Source organism: Streptomyces sp. NPDC051907 (assembly GCF_040681075.1).
Taxonomy (GTDB): Bacteria; Actinomycetota; Actinomycetes; order Streptomycetales; family Streptomycetaceae; genus Streptomyces.
Genome location: NZ_JBFAYB010000001.1, coordinates 60,063 through 75,115, shown reverse-complemented (window position 1 = coordinate 75,115; position 15,053 = coordinate 60,063). Strand labels below are relative to the sequence as shown.

The window sequence follows — 15,053 nt, the reverse complement described above, 5'->3', positions numbered from 1 at the left end:
CGCTGCACAGAATCGTTTCGCCTCGTGAGGCTGCTACCCGTTCCCGCGCACCGCAGACCTCCCGCATGGGACGGGCCCGCACCCGGTCGTGCGGGGTGCGGGCCCGTCCTGTGCCGTGGACCCGAGTGTCAGAGCGTCGGGTACAGCGGGTGCTTCGCGGCCAGGGCGCTCACGCGCGCCTTCAGCGAATCGGCGTCGTAGGACGGCTTCAGCGCCTCGGCGATGATGTCCGCGACCTCGCGGAAGTCCTCGTCCTGGAAGCCGCGGGTGGCCAGCGCCGGGGTGCCGATCCGCAGGCCCGAGGTCACCATCGGCGGCCGCGGGTCGTTGGGGATGGCGTTGCGGTTGACCGTGATGCCGAGCTCGTGGAGGCGGTCCTCGGCCTGCTGGCCGTCCAGCTCGGAGTTGCGCAGGTCCACCAGGACCAGGTGCACGTCCGTGCCGCCGGACAGGACCGAGACGCCGTGCTCGCCGACGTCGGCCTGCACCAGGCGCTCGGCCAGGATGCGCGCGCCGTCCAGGGTGCGCTGCTGGCGCTCCTTGAAGTCCTCGGAGGCCGCGACCTTGAAGGAGACCGCCTTGGCCGCGATGACGTGCTCGAGGGGGCCGCCCTGCTGGCCGGGGAAGACCGCGGAGTTGATCTTCTTGGCGAGCTCCTGCGTCGAGAGGATCACGCCGCCGCGCGGACCGCCGAGGGTCTTGTGCGTGGTGGTGGTCACGACGTGGGCGTGCGGCACCGGGTTGGGGTGCAGGCCCGCGGCGACCAGGCCGGCGAAGTGCGCCATGTCGACCATCAGGTACGCGCCGACCTCGTCGGCGATCCGGCGGAACGCGGCGAAGTCCAGCTGGCGGGGGTAGGCGGACCAGCCGGCGACGATCAGCTTCGGCTTGGACTCCTTGGCGAGCCGCTCGACCTCGGCCATGTCGACCTGGCCGGTGGCGTCGTCGACGTGGTAGGGGACGACGTTGTAGAGCTTGCCGGAGAAGTTGATCTTCATGCCGTGGGTCAGGTGCCCGCCGTGCGCGAGGTTCAGGCCCATGATCGTGTCGCCGGGCTTGAGCAGCGCGAACATCGCGGCCGCGTTGGCCTGCGCGCCCGAGTGGGGCTGCACGTTCGCGGCCTCGGCGCCGAACAGCGCCTTGATCCGGTCGATCGCGATCTGCTCGACGACGTCGACGTGCTCGCAGCCGCCGTAGTAGCGGCGGCCGGGGTAGCCCTCGGCGTACTTGTTGGTGAGGACCGAGCCCTGGGCCTCCATGACCGCGACCGGAGCGAAGTTCTCCGACGCGATCATCTCGAGGGTGGACTGCTGACGGTGGAGCTCGGCGTCGACAGCAGCGGCGACGTCCGGGTCCAGCTCGTGGAGAGAGGTGTTGAGAAGAGACATGGCCATCCGTCCTTAGGCGCCGGAGAACTCGGTGTACTCGTTCGCGGAGAGCAGGTCGCCCGGCTCGTCCGTGACGCGCACCTTGAAGAGCCAGCCGCCCTCGAAGGGCGCGGAGTTCACCAGCGACGGGTCCTCCACGACGTGCTGGTTGGCTTCGACGACCTCGCCGGAGACCGGCGAGTAGAGGTCGCTGACCGACTTGGTCGACTCCAGCTCACCGCAGGTCTCGCCCGCGGTCACCGTGGCGCCGACCTCCGGGAGCTGGACGTACACCACGTCGCCGAGCGCGTTGGCCGCGTGCTCCGTGATGCCGACCGTCGACACGCCGTCCTCGGCGGTCGACAGCCACTCGTGCTCCTTGCTGTAGCGCAGCTGCTGGGGGTTGCTCATGAGCTGAATTCTCCTGTACGCGGGGGAGTGCTGGTGAACGGGCTGGGGAGTGTGGAGCGCGTCACTTCTGGCGCTTGTAGAACGGCAGCGCCACGACCTCGTACGGCTCGTGCGCGCCGCGGACGTCGACGCCGACGCCCGCGCTGCCGGGGGCCGCGTGCGCGGCGTCCACGTACGCCATGGCGATCGGCTTGCCGAGCGTCGGCGACGGCGCGCCGGAGGTGACCTCGCCGACGACCTCGCCGCCCACGACGACGGACATGCCGGCGCGCGGCACCCTGCGGCCCTCGGCGATCAGGCCGACCAGCTTGCGCGGCGGGTTCGACTCGGCGCGCTCGGCGGCGGCCTCGAGCGCCGTGCGCCCCACGAAGTCGCCCTCCTTCTCGAACTTCACGACCCGGCCGAGCCCCGCGTCGAACGGGGTCAGCGAGGTGGTCAGCTCATGCCCGTACAGCGGCATGCCGGCCTCCAGGCGCAGCGTGTCGCGGCAGGAGAGGCCGCAGGGGATCAGCCCGGCCGGCGCGCCGGCCTCGGTCAGCGCCTGCCACAGCTTCTCGGCGTGCTGCGGCTCGACGAAGAGCTCGAAGCCGTCCTCGCCGGTGTAGCCGGTGCGGGCGATCAGGGCGGGAACCCCGGCGACCGTGCCCGGCAGGCCCGCGTAGTACTTCAGATTGTCCAGGTCGGCGTCCGTCAGCGACTTCAGGATGCCGGGGGACTCGGGCCCCTGGACGGCGATCAGGGCGTACGCGTCCCGGTCGTCGCGGACCTCGGCGTCGAAGCCGGCGGCGCGGGCGGTGAGAGCGTCCAGCACGATCTGCGCGTTGCCCGCGTTGGCGACGACCATGTATTCGGTCTCGCCCAGGCGGTAGACGATCAGGTCGTCGACGATCCCGCCGTCCTCCTGACAGATGTGCGTGTAGCGCGCGCGGCCCGTGCCGACCGTGCTGATGTTGCCGACCAGCGCGTAGTCCAGCAGGGCGACGGCCTGCGGGCCGGTGACGGTGATCTCGCCCATGTGCGAGAGGTCGAAGAGGCCGGCCTTGGTGCGGACGGCGTTGTGCTCGTCGCGCTCGCTGGCGTACCGAAGCGGCATGTCCCAGCCCGCGAAGTCGGTCATGGTCGCGCCCAGCGAGCGGTGCAGGGCGTCGAGGGCGGTCAGACGGGGGGCAGTGCTCATAGATGTGGCTCCCAGGGCATGGCCAGGCGAGGACGATCCTCCCCATCTGTCATCGGAACCTGAGAGGTTCGTCCCGACCACGCGTACCGGTGGTCGTGACTTGCACCTTGGGTGGAGCCGCTCGACGGCGGCTCGCTTTTCAGATCTGCCTCATCGCACGCGGTACGGGGCCTGAGAGATTCAAGGGAGGAACTTGCTCCTTCGGCGCCCGGCACACACAGTGGCCAGGACTCTCCCGCGCGGATTCAAGCGGCCTGTATGCAGTTGGCGCGCACATCATTGCACGCATCCCGGGGTAGTGGGGTGTCCGGCCCGGAATGTGATCGCGGGGCGGCGAAGTGGGCGACCGACGGCAAAACGGTTGTGTCGCATTACCGTTTCTTTACACTTCATGGGCAAGGGTGGGGTGACCCGAACTTGGGGGAGGCTGATGACGTTGCAGGGGCCCGAGGCTTATGCGACGACCGCGGGGGTGCCCGCTCGGCCGGGTATGCCCGCCCGACTGCTCGGAACGGCTGCGCCGGTCCTGCGCGACCTGCGGGACCGCGTCGGGCGCAGCCCGCGCGCCCTGGACTTCGCGCCGGGCGACGTGGTGGTCGTCTCCGGCCTGCCCGGCAGCGGGAAGTCGACGCTGATCCGGCGCGCCGCCCGCGGCCTGGGCATCGACTCCCAGGACGCCCGGGACCGGTGGGACGCCCGGATGCCCCGCATGCTGCCGTACGCCGTCTACCGCCCGCTCGTGCGGATCGCGCACTACGCCGGGCTGCGGCGGGCGCTGCGGTCGGGCGAGAGCGTCGTCGTCCACGACTGCGGGACGCAGACCTGGGTGCGCCGCTGGCTCGCGCGCGAGGCGCGCAGGCGGGGGAGCGCGCTGCATCTGGTGCTGCTGGACGTGTCGCCGGCCGTGGCCCGCGCGGGCCAGCGGGAGCGCGGCCGGGGCGTCTCCGGCTACGCCTTCGCCCGGCACCGCCGCGCGGTCGGCCGGCTGATCTCCGACGCCGAGCGGGGCAGGCTCCCGCAGGGGTGCGCCTCGGCGGTGCTGCTGGACCGGGACGCGGCGGCGACGCTGGGACGAATCGGCTTCGACGCGCCGTAGGAACGGCCTGGGGGCGGGGCGCCTGGGGCTGGGGCGCCGGGGGCGGTGCGGAGGAGTTCCGGGCGGCTGTGGCGGTTGTGGGGCGCCACGGGCAGTGCTGAGATGCCCCGAGTGGCTATGGCGGCGATGCGGTGCTGGGGACAGTGCTGAGGAGTCCCGAGCGGCTATGGCGGCTATGAGGTGCCGAGGGTGGTGCTGAGAGGCACAGAGCGGCTATAGCGGCTTTGCGGTGCTGGGGACAGTGCCGAGGAGCCCCGAGCGGCTATGGCGGCTTTGCGGCGCCGAGGGTGGTGCTGGCAAGCCCTGAGCGGCTACGGCGGCTTTACGGCGCCTGAGCGGCTGAGGCGCCGCTGGGCAGAGCCCTGAGCTGGCATGGAGCGGCTTACGCGTCGGCCTGGAGATCCTCTCCCGACGGCCTGGAGCTGCCTCTGAGCCGTCCTATGGGCGGGCCTGCCGTCGCCCGGCGTTCGTACGGCGCTAGGGTCGGATGGCGCCAGTGCCGGTGGCGCCGATCCATGGAAGGCCGGGGGAGAAGGACCGCACATGCACACACCGGAGCAAGCCCATCCGCATCCCTATGGCGGCTGGCCTGGGAACGAGCTCGAAGAGACCATGGCCGCCTCGGTCGGCAGCCCCGCGGCCGGCGGACGGCTGATCGAGGTACTCGGGCGCAGCCATGTATGGGTGCCTCTGCCCAACGGCGGCTCGCCCGACAGCCGCGATCTGGACCTGCCGACCATGGAGCTCGAGGGAGCGGCGTACGTACCGGTCTACAGCTCCGAGCAGCAGTTCCTCCAGTGCGTCGGCAGCCATATGTCCTTCACCGTCGCGCCTGCGCGCGAGTTCGCGCGGGGACTGCCGCCGCAGCTCGGCATCGCGGTCAACCCCGGCGGCGCCGTGGGCGTGCCGCTGCCGCCGCCCGCGGTGGCGGAGCTGTGCCGGGTCGGGCGCACCCCCCTGGACGGGCCCGCGAGCGGCGGCCGGGTGCGGCTCTTCGAGCCGGACTGGCAGCAGGAGCCCGTCGACTTCCTCGCGGCGGCGGCCGACGAGTTCGCGGCGTCGGGCGTGGTGCTGAGCGCCCGGCGGGCGCTGGCCTCGATCGAGGGCGACGCCCCGACCCTGTTCATCGGCGTCCAGCTGTCCTCCTGGGAGGCCGCGGACCGCAACGCGCCCATGGACGCGCTCGGCCGGGCGCTGGGCCGCGTACAGGTGGGCTGGCCCGTGAATCTCGTCCTTCTGGACGTCGCGCAGGACCCCGTCGGAGAGTGGATGCTTGAGCGGGTCCGGCCCTTCTATCAGCGACAGCCCGCGTAGTCGTCAAGTCGGTGTCAGGACTGCCGTCTAAGCTGGAGCAGTCGATCGAAGAGGGGCGGGACCCAGGGTGAGCGCGTCAGGCACCGCGGCGGCCGGGCAGGTCGAACACATGCTGCGCCAGGTGACTCCCGGACGCTATGACGCGTACGAGGCACTCCTGCACGCCATCGCCGACCCGTCGAGCGGCCAGGTCTGGATGCTGCTCTGGCACGGCCAGGCGGGCTCGCCCGACGCGCAGTACGGAAACATGGAGGTCGACGGGGTCGGCTACGCGCCCTGCGTCACCTCCGCCCAGGAGCTCTCCGTCTCCGGCTGGAACCGGGCGCACGAGGTGGTCAGCGGACTCGACATCGCACGGACGCTCTATCCGGACCGCTGGGGCATCTGGCTCAACCCCCATGCGCCGGGAGGCGGCGTGGGCATCCCCTGGCTCGACCTGCGCCGCATCGCGACGGGCCTCGACCGGATGCCGGCGGGCCCGCTGCGGCTGTCCGAACCGGCCGTCGAGATCCCGCACTTCTACGCCCTGCTCTCCCAGAACGCCCACCGGACCTCGGCGATCCGCTCCCTGCGGCGCGCGTGGGTGCAGCCGGCGCTGGGGGCGCCGTATCTGGCGATCGGGCTGGATCTGTACGACACGGGCCGGCCGTCGGTCGACGCGGCGCGCGCGATGATGCAGCAGTCGATCACGGCGGTGCCGGACGGGCTGCCGGTGTCGACGGTGGCGATGTCGGACGAGTACGACCCGGTGACGATGTGGCTGCGGGCGAACGCGAGGCCGTTCTACGACCGGGACTCGCATGGGGCGCAGGGGGCGCCGGGGGGCGGGGGCTACGGGTTCCCGCCGCCGCAGGGTCGCTAGTCGGGTTGCTTGCGGGGCCAGTTGACGCGGTGCGGGCCCTTGCGGGGCGCTGCCCCGGACCCCGCGCCTCAATCTCCCCCAGACTCCGTCCGGGGGGACCCCCACGGGGCTGAGTGTGCGCCTGAAACACCGGCGGGGCTTGGTGTCGTCCGGGGGGACCCCCAGGGACTGAACATGCGCCTCAAATCGCCGGGTGGGGTGGAGAATCCAGCCCGTCCGGCGATTGAGGACACGGCCGGAGGCCGTACCGGGGAGACAGCACTCGCCCCGCCCACCCCCCTCGTATAGACCAGTAACCTCCCATTACGCCGTTAGACCCCCGTTGTCCGCATGGCGATACGTCGGTCAACTTTCGTCCCATACACGGTAGATGGCGTTCCGCTCAGCCACCGGTTGCGTCCGTATAACGGAACCCCTCACCACGCATCACGTTTGAGCAACCATTCCCCGCCGGGTCTGGCGGCTGATCGCAGCGCCATTGAAGACTCCCGCAGCAAGGGGAGATTCGCCCCCGTGTACGGCGCGCTTAACACGTACGTCTCGTACCGAAAGCTCCACGTGCACCACCTGTTGTGAACCAAGCCGCTACAGCGGCGGGTACGGGCCGGTCACCTCCGGCCGAGAGGGGTTCCCACCACGATGACGGCACCAATGCACGACACGAGCGCGGACGCGGAGAAGACCGCAGCCGGCGAGGTCGCGGCGGACGTAGTCAAGAAGTCCGTCGAGGGGCGGTCGCTGCGGCAGATCGCCTGGACTCGCCTCAAGCGGGACAAGCTCGCGCTCGCCGGCGGCGTCGTCGTCATCTTCCTCATCCTCGTGGCGATCTTCGCGCCGCTCATCGTGAGCCTCCTCGGCCACCCGCCCAACGAGTTCCACCAGGACGAGATCGACCCGCTGTTCGGCACCCCGAAGGAGGCGTTCGGCGGCATCAGCTCCGAGTTCCTCCTCGGCGTCGAGCCCGGCAACGGCCGCGACGTGTTCAGCCGCGTCGTCTACGGCGCCCGGATCTCGCTGCTCGTGGCGTTCCTCGCGGCGCTGGTGGCCGTGCTGCTCGGCACGGTCTTCGGCATCGTCGCCGGCTACTTCGGCGGCTGGGTGGACTCGATCATCAGCCGAGTGATGGACATGCTGCTCGCCTTCCCGCAGCTGCTCTTCATCATCTCCCTGGTGTCGGTGCTCCCCAACGAGCTGTTGGGACTGACCGGATCAAATGTCCGCATCGCGGTCCTGGTCGCGGTCATCGGCTTCTTCGGCTGGCCGTATGTGGGTCGCATCGTCCGAGGCCAGACGCTCTCGCTGCGCGAGAAGGAGTACGTCGAGGCCGCCCGCAGCCTCGGCGCCGGCCAGCGGTACGTGCTCTTCAAGGAGCTGCTGCCCAACCTGGCCGCGCCGATCACCGTCTACACGACCCTGATGATCCCCACCAACATCCTCACCGAGGCCGCGCTCAGCTTCCTCGGGGCGGGTGTGAAGCCGCCGACCGCCTCGTGGGGTCAGATGCTCGACACGGCGGTGGACACCTATCAGTCCGACCCGACCTTCATGGTCGTCCCGGGCCTGGCGATCTTCGTGACGGTACTGGCCTTCAACCTCTTCGGCGACGGTGTGCGCGATGCGCTCGACCCCAAGGGAACCCGTTGACGGCGTCACCCCCAGCGGCGCCGTCCGGCCGCAGACAACTGAACGCGCCCCTGCCACTTCGGTCAGGCGGCTCCCCGATGGTTCCCCGGCGCCCTGCCAAGAACCGCGCTACTCCGGAGGTTGCAGCAACAATGAAACCCCTACGTTCGTCGAGGAGCAGGCAGATCGCCGGTGCGGCGCTGGTCGTGGCCGCGCTCACGACCACCGCGGCGTGCGGTGGCGGCGGTTCCAAGAACAACGGCGACGGCAAGGCCGCCGGCTACAACGCCGGAGTCAAGGGCGTCGCCAACGCGTCCACCAAGACGGGCGGCACGCTGAAGTTCATCGGCAAGCAGGACTTCGACTCCACCGACCCGCAGCGCCAGTACTACGGCATGGCCTGGGACTTCTCCCGGTTCTACGCGCGCCAGCTGGTCTCCTACGCGCCCAAGCCGGGCCAGGGCGGCGCCGAGCTCGTCCCCGACCTCGCCAAGGCGAAGGGCGTCGTCTCCAACGACGGCAAGACCTACACCTACGAGCTGCGCGACGGGATCACCTGGGAGGACGGCACGCCGATCACCTCCAAGGACATCAAGTACGGCATCGAGCGCATCTGGGCCACGGACGTCATCACCGGCGGCCCGGCCTACCTGCGCCAGGTCCTCGACCCCAAGAACGAGTACAAGGGTCCCTACAAGGACACCTCCGCCGACAAGCTCGGCCTGAAGGCGATCGAGACGCCGAACGACAAGACCATCGTCTTCAACCTGGCGACCCCGAACGGCGACTTCGAGCAGATGCTCGCGATGCCGGCCGGCTCCCCGGTGAAGAAGGAGAAGGACACCGCGGCGAAGTACCAGCTGAAGCCGTTCTCCTCGGGCCCGTACAAGTTCGAGTCGTACACCCCGAAGAAGGGCGCCGTCCTCGTCCGCAACGACAAGTGGCAGAAGGCCTCCGACCCGATCCGCGCCGCGCTGCCGGACAAGATCACGGTCACGATCAACTCCAACATCGAGGCGATCGACCAGCTGCTCATCAAGGGCGAGTACGACCTCGACCTGAACGCCACCGGCATGTCCCAGTCGGGCCGTACCTCTGCGCTCAAGCAGCACAAGGGCAACGTCGACAACATCGAGACCAGCTTCATCCGGTACGTCGACATCGCCACCAAGGTCCCGCCGTTCGACAACGTCGAGTGCCGCAAGGCCGTGATCTACGCGGCCGACTACAAGTCGATGCAGACGGTCCGCGGCGGCCCGACCGCCGGCGGCGAGATCGCCACGAACATGCTGCCCAAGTCCATCAAGGGCTCGGACGACTACGACCCGTACGGCATCCTCGCCCGTGAGGGCAAGCCGGACGTCGCCAAGGCCAAGGAAGCCCTGAAGAAGTGCGGCAAGCCCGAGGGCTTCAGCACCAACATCAGCGCGCGCACCAACAACCCGGGCGAGGTCCAGACCGCCGAGGCGCTGCAGCAGTCCCTGCAGGCCGTCGGCATCAAGGCCGAGGTCGACCCGATCGACGGCGCCGAGTCCTCCAGCATCACCGGCTCGCCGGCCGTGGTGAAGAAGCGCGGTCTCGGTCTGGTCATGACCGGCTGGGGCCCGGACTTCCCGACCGGCCAGGGCTTCTCCCAGCCGCTGGTCGACGGCCGCTTCATCGTCGCCAACGGCAACTACAACGTCTCCGAGACGAACGACCCGAAGATCAACAAGCTCTTCGACGACGCTCTGAAGGAGACCGACCCGGCGAAGGCCGCCGAGATCTACAAGGAGATGAACCACGCGGTCGCGGACCTCGCCGTCCAGATGCCGTTCATCTACGAGAAGAACTTCACCTGGCGCAGCTCGCGGCTGACGAACGCCTACTCCACCGCGGCGTACAACGGCCGCTACGACTACGTCTCCCTGGGCGTCGTCAAGTAGAAGCCGTTCGCTCCACCGCGAACATCCGTCCCTCGTGACGAGTCACCACCCACCATCGCCCAACCCGCCAGTCCCGAAGGGCAGGTGATGGCCTCGGGCGGCGGTCCGGGGAACCCGTAATCCGGGATCTCCGGGCCGCCGCCGGGCCGCGCACAGTGCTTGCTTACGTCATCCGGCGCTTGTTCGCCGTCGCCATGATGCTGATGGTCGTCACTCTGACGACCTTCGTCATCTTCTTCGTGCTCCCGAAGTGGGCCGGCTCCGACCCGGCGTATCTCTTCGCCGGCAAGCAGACCGACCCCGCCTCCATCGAGGGAATCCGGCAGAAGCTGGGCCTCTCCGACCCTGTGCTGGTGCAGTTCTGGCACTTCGTCCAGGCCCTGTTCGTCGGTAGGGACTACGCCAACGGCACGGATGTCACGCACTGTCCGGCCCCCTGCTTCGGCTACTCCTTCCGCACCGAGCAGGAGGTGTGGCCGCAGCTGACCGAGGCGATCCCGGTCACCATGTCCCTCGCGGCCGGCGCCGTCCTGCTCTGGGTCGTCGGCGGCGTCGCCGCCGGAGTCGTCTCCGCGCTGCGCCGGGGCACCCTGTGGGACCGGGCCGCGATGACCGTCGCGCTGGCCGGCGTCTCGCTCCCCATCTACTTCACCGGTCTGCTCTCGCTCGCCGTCTTCAGCTACCAGCTGGGCTGGGTCAGCGGTGAGTTCGCGCCGCTCGGCGAGGACCCGGCGCAGTGGTTCCAGACGCTGATCCTGCCGTGGATCACCCTCGCGTTCCTGTACGCGGCGATGTACGCCCGCCTCACCCGGGCCACCATGCTGGAGATCATGGGCGAGGACTACATCCGCACGGCCCGCGCCAAGGGGCTGACGGAGCGGGTCGTCATCGGGCGGCACGCGATGCGCTCGACCTGGACTCCGGTGCTGACCCTGCTTGGTCTGGACCTGGGCGCGCTGCTGGGCGGAGCGGTGCTCACCGAGTCCACGTACAACCTGCCGGGCCTCGGCCGGCTCGCGATCGACTCGATCAACTCCAAGGACCTTCCGCTGATCCTCGGCGTCACCCTGTTCGCGGCACTGTTCATCTCTGTCGCGAGCCTGCTGGTCGACCTGCTGTACGCCGTCATCGACCCGCGAGTGAGGATCGGATGACCCCTCTCGACAAGCCCAGCACCGAGGATCTCGCCGTGACCGGCACCGCACTGGGGGAGCCGGCCGCGGTCGGCTCGCCCGCCCCCACCGCGTTCCTTGAAGTACGCGACCTCAAGATCCACTTCCCCACCGACGACGGCCTGGTCAAGTCCGTCGACGGACTCAGCTTCCAGCTGGAGAAGGGCAAGACCCTCGGCATCGTCGGCGAGTCCGGCTCCGGGAAGTCCGTCACCTCGCTCGGCATCATGGGACTGCACACCGCGGGCCAGTACGGCCGGCGCAAGGCGCGGATCTCCGGCGAGGTCTGGCTGGACGGCAAGGAGCTGCTCGGCGCTGACCAGGACGAGGTGCGCGATCTGCGCGGCCGCAACATGGCGATGATCTTCCAGGATCCGCTCTCCGCGCTGCACCCGTACTACACGATCGGCCGCCAGATCACCGAGGCGTACCAGGTCCACCACGACGTCGACAAGAAGGTCGCGCGCAAGCGGGCCGTCGAGATGCTCGACCGGGTGGGCATCCCGCAGCCGGACAAGCGGGTGGACAACTACCCGCACGAGTTCTCCGGCGGTATGCGCCAGCGCGCGATGATCGCCATGTCGCTGGTCAACAACCCCGAGCTGCTGATCGCCGACGAGCCGACGACCGCGCTGGACGTCACGGTCCAGGCGCAGATCCTCGACCTGATCCGGGATCTGCAGAAGGAGTTCGGCTCCGCGGTCATCGTCATCACCCACGACCTCGGCGTCGTCGCCGAGCTGGCCGACGACATCCTGGTGATGTACGGCGGCCGGTGCGTGGAGCGCGGTCCGGCCGAGCAGGTCTTCTACGAGCCGCAGCACCCCTACACCTGGGGCCTGCTGGGCTCGATGCCCCGCATCGACCGGGACCAGACCGAGCGCCTCATCCCGGTCAAGGGCTCGCCGCCCAGCCTGATCAACATCCCCGACGGCTGTGCCTTCAACCCGCGTTGCCCGTATGCCGACGTGCCCAAGGACAACCTGACGCGCACCGTGCGCCCCGAGCTCCGCCAGGTCGGCAGCCGGCACTTCTCCGCCTGCCATATGTCGCAGGACGAGCGGACGCGGATCTGGACCGAAGAGATTGCGCCCAAGCTGTGAGCGAAAACGTGAAGATCCCCCAGCAGCCGGCCGTCGGCACGTCGGCGGCCGAGCCCGAGGCGCTGCTGAAGGTCGAGGGCCTGGTCAAGCACTTCCCCATCCGCAAGGGGCTGCTCCAGCGGCAGGCCGGGGCCGTCCAGGCGGTCGACGGGCTGACCTTCGACGTCCGTCCCGGCGAGACCCTGGGCGTGGTCGGCGAGTCGGGCTGCGGCAAGTCGACGATGGGCCGGCTGATCACGCGGCTGCTCGAGCCGACCGCCGGGAAGATCGAGTTCCAGGGTCATGACATCACGCACCTGGGCGTCGCCAAGATGCGCCCGCTGCGGCGAGACGTCCAGATGATCTTCCAGGACCCGTACTCCTCGCTGAACCCGCGGCACACGATCGGCACGATCGTCTCCGCGCCGTTCAAGCTCCAGGGCGTCAAGCCCGAGGGCGGGGTCAAGAAGGAGGTCCAGCGGCTGCTCGAGCTGGTGGGCCTCAACCCCGAGCACTACAACCGCTATCCGCACGAATTCTCCGGCGGCCAGCGCCAGCGCATCGGCATCGCGCGCGCTCTCGCGCTCAAGCCGAAGCTGGTCGTGGCGGACGAGCCGGTGTCGGCGCTGGACGTCTCCATCCAGGCGCAGGTCGTGAACCTGCTGGACGACCTCCAGTCCGAGCTGGGCCTCACCTATGTGATCGTCGCGCACGACCTGTCGGTCATCCGGCATGTGTCGGACCGGATCGCGGTCATGTACCTCGGCAAGATCGTGGAGCTGGCGGACCGCAAGTCGCTGTACGAGGCGCCGATGCACCCGTACACGAAGGCGCTGATGTCGGCCGTCCCGGTGCCGGACCCGCGGCGTCGGGGCGTGAAGAGTGAGCGGATCCTCCTCAAGGGAGACGTGCCCTCGCCGATCGCGCCGCCGGCGGGCTGCCGCTTCCACACCCGGTGCTGGAAGGCGACGGAGATCTGCAAGACGCAGGAGCCGCCGCTGATCGCGCTCAAGCCGGGCCAGCAGGTGGCCTGCCACCACCCGGAGAACGCGGCGGACCAGGCGCCGGGGGAGGGGCCGGTGCTGGCGTCGGCGAGGGAGGCGATCGAGATCGTCTCGGTGGCGCCGGCGAGCGAGGTCGCGGCGGCCGAGGAGGCTGCGGAGGGCACGGCGGCTGAGAAGGGCGCGGAGGGCGTCGAGGCGTCGTCCGATGCCGAGGTGTCCGCCGAAACCGAGGTGTCCGCCGAAACCGAGGCGTCTGCCGAAACCGGGGCATCCGACGCGAAGGATGCCGACCCGACCTCGAAGGACGTCGTCAAGGAGTAGAGACGGCACAATCGTGCGGTGCTCCAAGAACTGTTCACGCCCTCCGTCCAGCATGCGCTCGACCTCGTCGGGATCTTCGTCTTCGCGATCTCCGGCGCACTGCTCGCCGTACGCAAGAACTTCGACGTGTTCGGCATCGCGGTGCTCGCAGAGGTCACCGCGCTGGGCGGAGGGCTTCTCCGTGACCTGATCATCGGCGCCGTGCCGCCCGCGGCCTTCACCGACCTCGGGTACTTCACGATGCCGCTGGTGGCGGCCGGCCTGGTGTTCTTCCTGCATCCGCAGGTCGAGCGCATCCAGGCCGGCGTCAACGTCTTCGACGCCGCCGGGCTCGGGCTGTTCTGTGTGACGGGCACGATGAAGGCGTACGAGTACGGCCTCGGCCTCACCGCCTCGGCCGTGCTGGGCCTGGCCACGGCGGTCGGCGGCGGTGTGCTGCGCGACGTGCTGGCGAACGAGGTTCCGTCGCTGCTGCGCTGGGACCGGGATCTGTACGCGGTGCCGGCGATCGTCGGCGCGACGATGATCGTGCTGTGCATCCGCTTCGACGTGCTGAACGCGGTGACGAGCGTGCTGGCGGTGGTGACGGCGTTCGCACTGAGGCTGCTCGCGATGAAGTACCACTGGCGGGCGCCGAGGGCCTGGAACCGGCGGTCGTCGGCGGTCGAGGAGTGAGGTGAGTGCTGGCGGGGCGCTGCGGGGTGCTTGCGACCGCTCAGAAAAAGCTACCGCTTAGTAGTTTCCTGTTGTACCGTGCCGCTATGGCACAGGCGACACAGGCATTGATCGGGGACAGCGAGTTCGACCGGGACACCGCTGTCACCTTGCGCGAACCGGGCGTCTACGACGCGGAGCTCTCCGCGGGCTGGACGATCATCCAGGCCGTCAACGGCGGCTATCTGCTGGCGCTGCTCGGCCGGGCGCTCGGCGAGGCCCTGCCGCACCCGGACCCCTTCACGGTCTCGGCCCACTACCTCACCGCGTCGCAGCCGGGCCCCGCGGTGATCCGGACCGAGGTCGTCCGCACCGGGCGGACCCTCTCGACCGGGCAGGCGTCGCTGTTCCAGTACGGCGAGGACGGTGCCGAGGTCGAGCGCATCCGCGTGCTGGCCACCTACGGAGACCTGGACGCACTGCCGGACGAGGTCCGCACGACGGCTCAGCCCCCGGCCATCCCGCCCATCGAGCACTGCCTCGGCCCCTCCGACAGCCCGACCCCCATCCCGGGGAGCTCGGCGATCACCGAGCGCCTGATGATCAAGCTCGACCCGGCGACGATCGGCTGGGCGCTCGGCGCGCCGTCGGGCAAGGGCGAGATGCGCGCATGGTTCGGCCTGGCGGACGGCCGGGACGCGGACCCGCTCTCGCTGCTCCTGACGGTGGACGCGCTGCCCCCCACGGCGTTCGAGATGGGCCTGCAGGGCTGGACCCCGACGGTCGAACTGACCACCCACATCCGCTGCCGCCCGGCCCCGGGCCCCCTCCGCGTCTCCATCACCACCCGCAACCTGGCGGGCGGCTTCCTGGAGGAGGACGCAGAAGTCTGGGACTCCTCCAACCGCCTGGTGGCCCAGTCCCGCCAACTCGCGAAGACGTCAAAGGGCTGAGGCCCTTGGTTGGGGGGGCGTGCGTCAGCCGGTCCGGCGTTTGAGGACGGGCCTCGGCGGGGGGTCCCTGTTCCAGCCGGTCCGGCGTTTGA

The 15,053-nt window shown here is 69.8% G+C and carries 13 protein-coding genes and 1 riboswitch; of the genes, 10 read left to right on the top strand and 3 right to left on the bottom strand.

Annotated features, from left to right (window positions below; all coding sequences use genetic code 11):
- Nucleotides 1–128: 128 nt before the first annotated feature.
- The 3 genes from glyA to gcvT form a co-directional block, all read right to left on the bottom strand.
- Complete coding sequence (glyA, locus tag AB0M39_RS00325; RefSeq protein ID WP_365358468.1) at nt 129–1,388, bottom strand: serine hydroxymethyltransferase; 1,260 nt, start codon at nt 1,386–1,388, stop codon at nt 129–131.
- A gap of 12 nt (nt 1,389–1,400) precedes the next feature.
- On the bottom strand, nt 1,401–1,778 hold the full coding sequence (gcvH, locus tag AB0M39_RS00320) for a glycine cleavage system protein GcvH (protein WP_365358466.1): 378 nt from the start codon (nt 1,776–1,778) through the stop codon (nt 1,401–1,403).
- Between the two features lie 61 nt (nt 1,779–1,839).
- The gene (gcvT, locus tag AB0M39_RS00315; RefSeq protein ID WP_365358464.1) at nt 1,840–2,955 is read right to left on the bottom strand and encodes a glycine cleavage system aminomethyltransferase GcvT; all 1,116 of its coding nucleotides are present in this window, start codon (nt 2,953–2,955) and stop codon (nt 1,840–1,842) included.
- Nucleotides 2,956–3,105: 150 nt separating this feature from the next.
- Nucleotides 3,106–3,203, bottom strand: a riboswitch (glycine riboswitch).
- A 182-nt stretch (nt 3,204–3,385) separates the two neighbouring features.
- On the opposite strand from gcvT, the gene AB0M39_RS00310 reads away from it, so the two are divergent.
- From AB0M39_RS00310 to AB0M39_RS00265, 10 genes are all read left to right on the top strand, one after another.
- Nucleotides 3,386–4,051, top strand: a complete 666-nt coding sequence (locus AB0M39_RS00310; RefSeq protein ID WP_365358462.1) for an AAA family ATPase — start codon at nt 3,386–3,388, stop codon at nt 4,049–4,051.
- Nucleotides 4,052–4,594: 543 nt separating this feature from the next.
- Entirely contained in the window at nt 4,595–5,365 is a 771-nt protein-coding gene (locus AB0M39_RS00305; protein WP_365358460.1) for an enhanced serine sensitivity protein SseB, read from the top strand.
- 67 nt (nt 5,366–5,432) lie between these two features.
- On the top strand, nt 5,433–6,227 hold the full coding sequence (locus tag AB0M39_RS00300; RefSeq protein ID WP_365358458.1) for an enhanced serine sensitivity protein SseB C-terminal domain-containing protein: 795 nt from the start codon (nt 5,433–5,435) through the stop codon (nt 6,225–6,227).
- Between the two features lie 639 nt (nt 6,228–6,866).
- Nucleotides 6,867–7,871, top strand: coding sequence for an ABC transporter permease (locus AB0M39_RS00295; protein ID WP_365358456.1), 1,005 nt, complete (start codon nt 6,867–6,869; stop codon nt 7,869–7,871).
- A 131-nt stretch (nt 7,872–8,002) separates the two neighbouring features.
- The gene (locus AB0M39_RS00290; RefSeq protein WP_365358454.1) at nt 8,003–9,775 is read left to right on the top strand and encodes an ABC transporter substrate-binding protein; all 1,773 of its coding nucleotides are present in this window, start codon (nt 8,003–8,005) and stop codon (nt 9,773–9,775) included.
- A 155-nt stretch (nt 9,776–9,930) separates the two neighbouring features.
- Nucleotides 9,931–10,929: an ABC transporter permease gene (locus AB0M39_RS00285; protein ID WP_365358452.1), complete on the top strand. Its 999-nt coding sequence runs from the start codon at nt 9,931–9,933 to the stop codon at nt 10,927–10,929.
- Nucleotides 10,926–12,050 (top strand): ABC transporter ATP-binding protein, encoded by a 1,125-nt coding sequence (locus AB0M39_RS00280; RefSeq protein WP_365358450.1) that lies wholly within the window; start codon nt 10,926–10,928, stop codon nt 12,048–12,050. Before AB0M39_RS00285 ends, AB0M39_RS00280 begins: the two co-directional genes overlap by 4 nt.
- An 8-nt stretch (nt 12,051–12,058) precedes the next feature.
- On the top strand, nt 12,059–13,354 hold the full coding sequence (locus AB0M39_RS00275; RefSeq protein ID WP_365358797.1) for a dipeptide ABC transporter ATP-binding protein: 1,296 nt from the start codon (nt 12,059–12,061) through the stop codon (nt 13,352–13,354).
- 18 nt (nt 13,355–13,372) lie between these two features.
- Nucleotides 13,373–14,029 (top strand): trimeric intracellular cation channel family protein, encoded by a 657-nt coding sequence (locus tag AB0M39_RS00270; RefSeq protein WP_365358449.1) that lies wholly within the window; start codon nt 13,373–13,375, stop codon nt 14,027–14,029.
- Between the two features lie 86 nt (nt 14,030–14,115).
- Complete coding sequence (locus AB0M39_RS00265) at nt 14,116–14,961, top strand: thioesterase family protein (protein ID WP_365358447.1); 846 nt, start codon at nt 14,116–14,118, stop codon at nt 14,959–14,961.
- Nucleotides 14,962–15,053 lie beyond the last annotated feature (92 nt).

What these genes read in the sequence shown, in the direction of transcription:
- glyA (WP_365358468.1), bottom strand. Translation starts at nt 1,388, where the DNA reads ATGTCTCTTCTCAACACCTCTCTCCACGAGCTGGACCCGGACGTCGCC.
- gcvH (WP_365358466.1), bottom strand. Translation starts at nt 1,778, where the DNA reads ATGAGCAACCCCCAGCAGCTGCGCTACAGCAAGGAGCACGAGTGGCTG.
- gcvT (WP_365358464.1), bottom strand. Translation starts at nt 2,955, where the DNA reads ATGAGCACTGCCCCCCGTCTGACCGCCCTCGACGCCCTGCACCGCTCG.
- AB0M39_RS00310 (WP_365358462.1), top strand. Translation starts at nt 3,386, where the DNA reads ATGACGTTGCAGGGGCCCGAGGCTTATGCGACGACCGCGGGGGTGCCC.
- AB0M39_RS00305 (WP_365358460.1), top strand. Translation starts at nt 4,595, where the DNA reads ATGCACACACCGGAGCAAGCCCATCCGCATCCCTATGGCGGCTGGCCT.
- AB0M39_RS00295 (WP_365358456.1), top strand. Translation starts at nt 6,867, where the DNA reads ATGACGGCACCAATGCACGACACGAGCGCGGACGCGGAGAAGACCGCA.
- AB0M39_RS00290 (WP_365358454.1), top strand. Translation starts at nt 8,003, where the DNA reads ATGAAACCCCTACGTTCGTCGAGGAGCAGGCAGATCGCCGGTGCGGCG.
- AB0M39_RS00280 (WP_365358450.1), top strand. Translation starts at nt 10,926, where the DNA reads ATGACCCCTCTCGACAAGCCCAGCACCGAGGATCTCGCCGTGACCGGC.
- AB0M39_RS00265 (WP_365358447.1), top strand. Translation starts at nt 14,116, where the DNA reads ATGGCACAGGCGACACAGGCATTGATCGGGGACAGCGAGTTCGACCGG.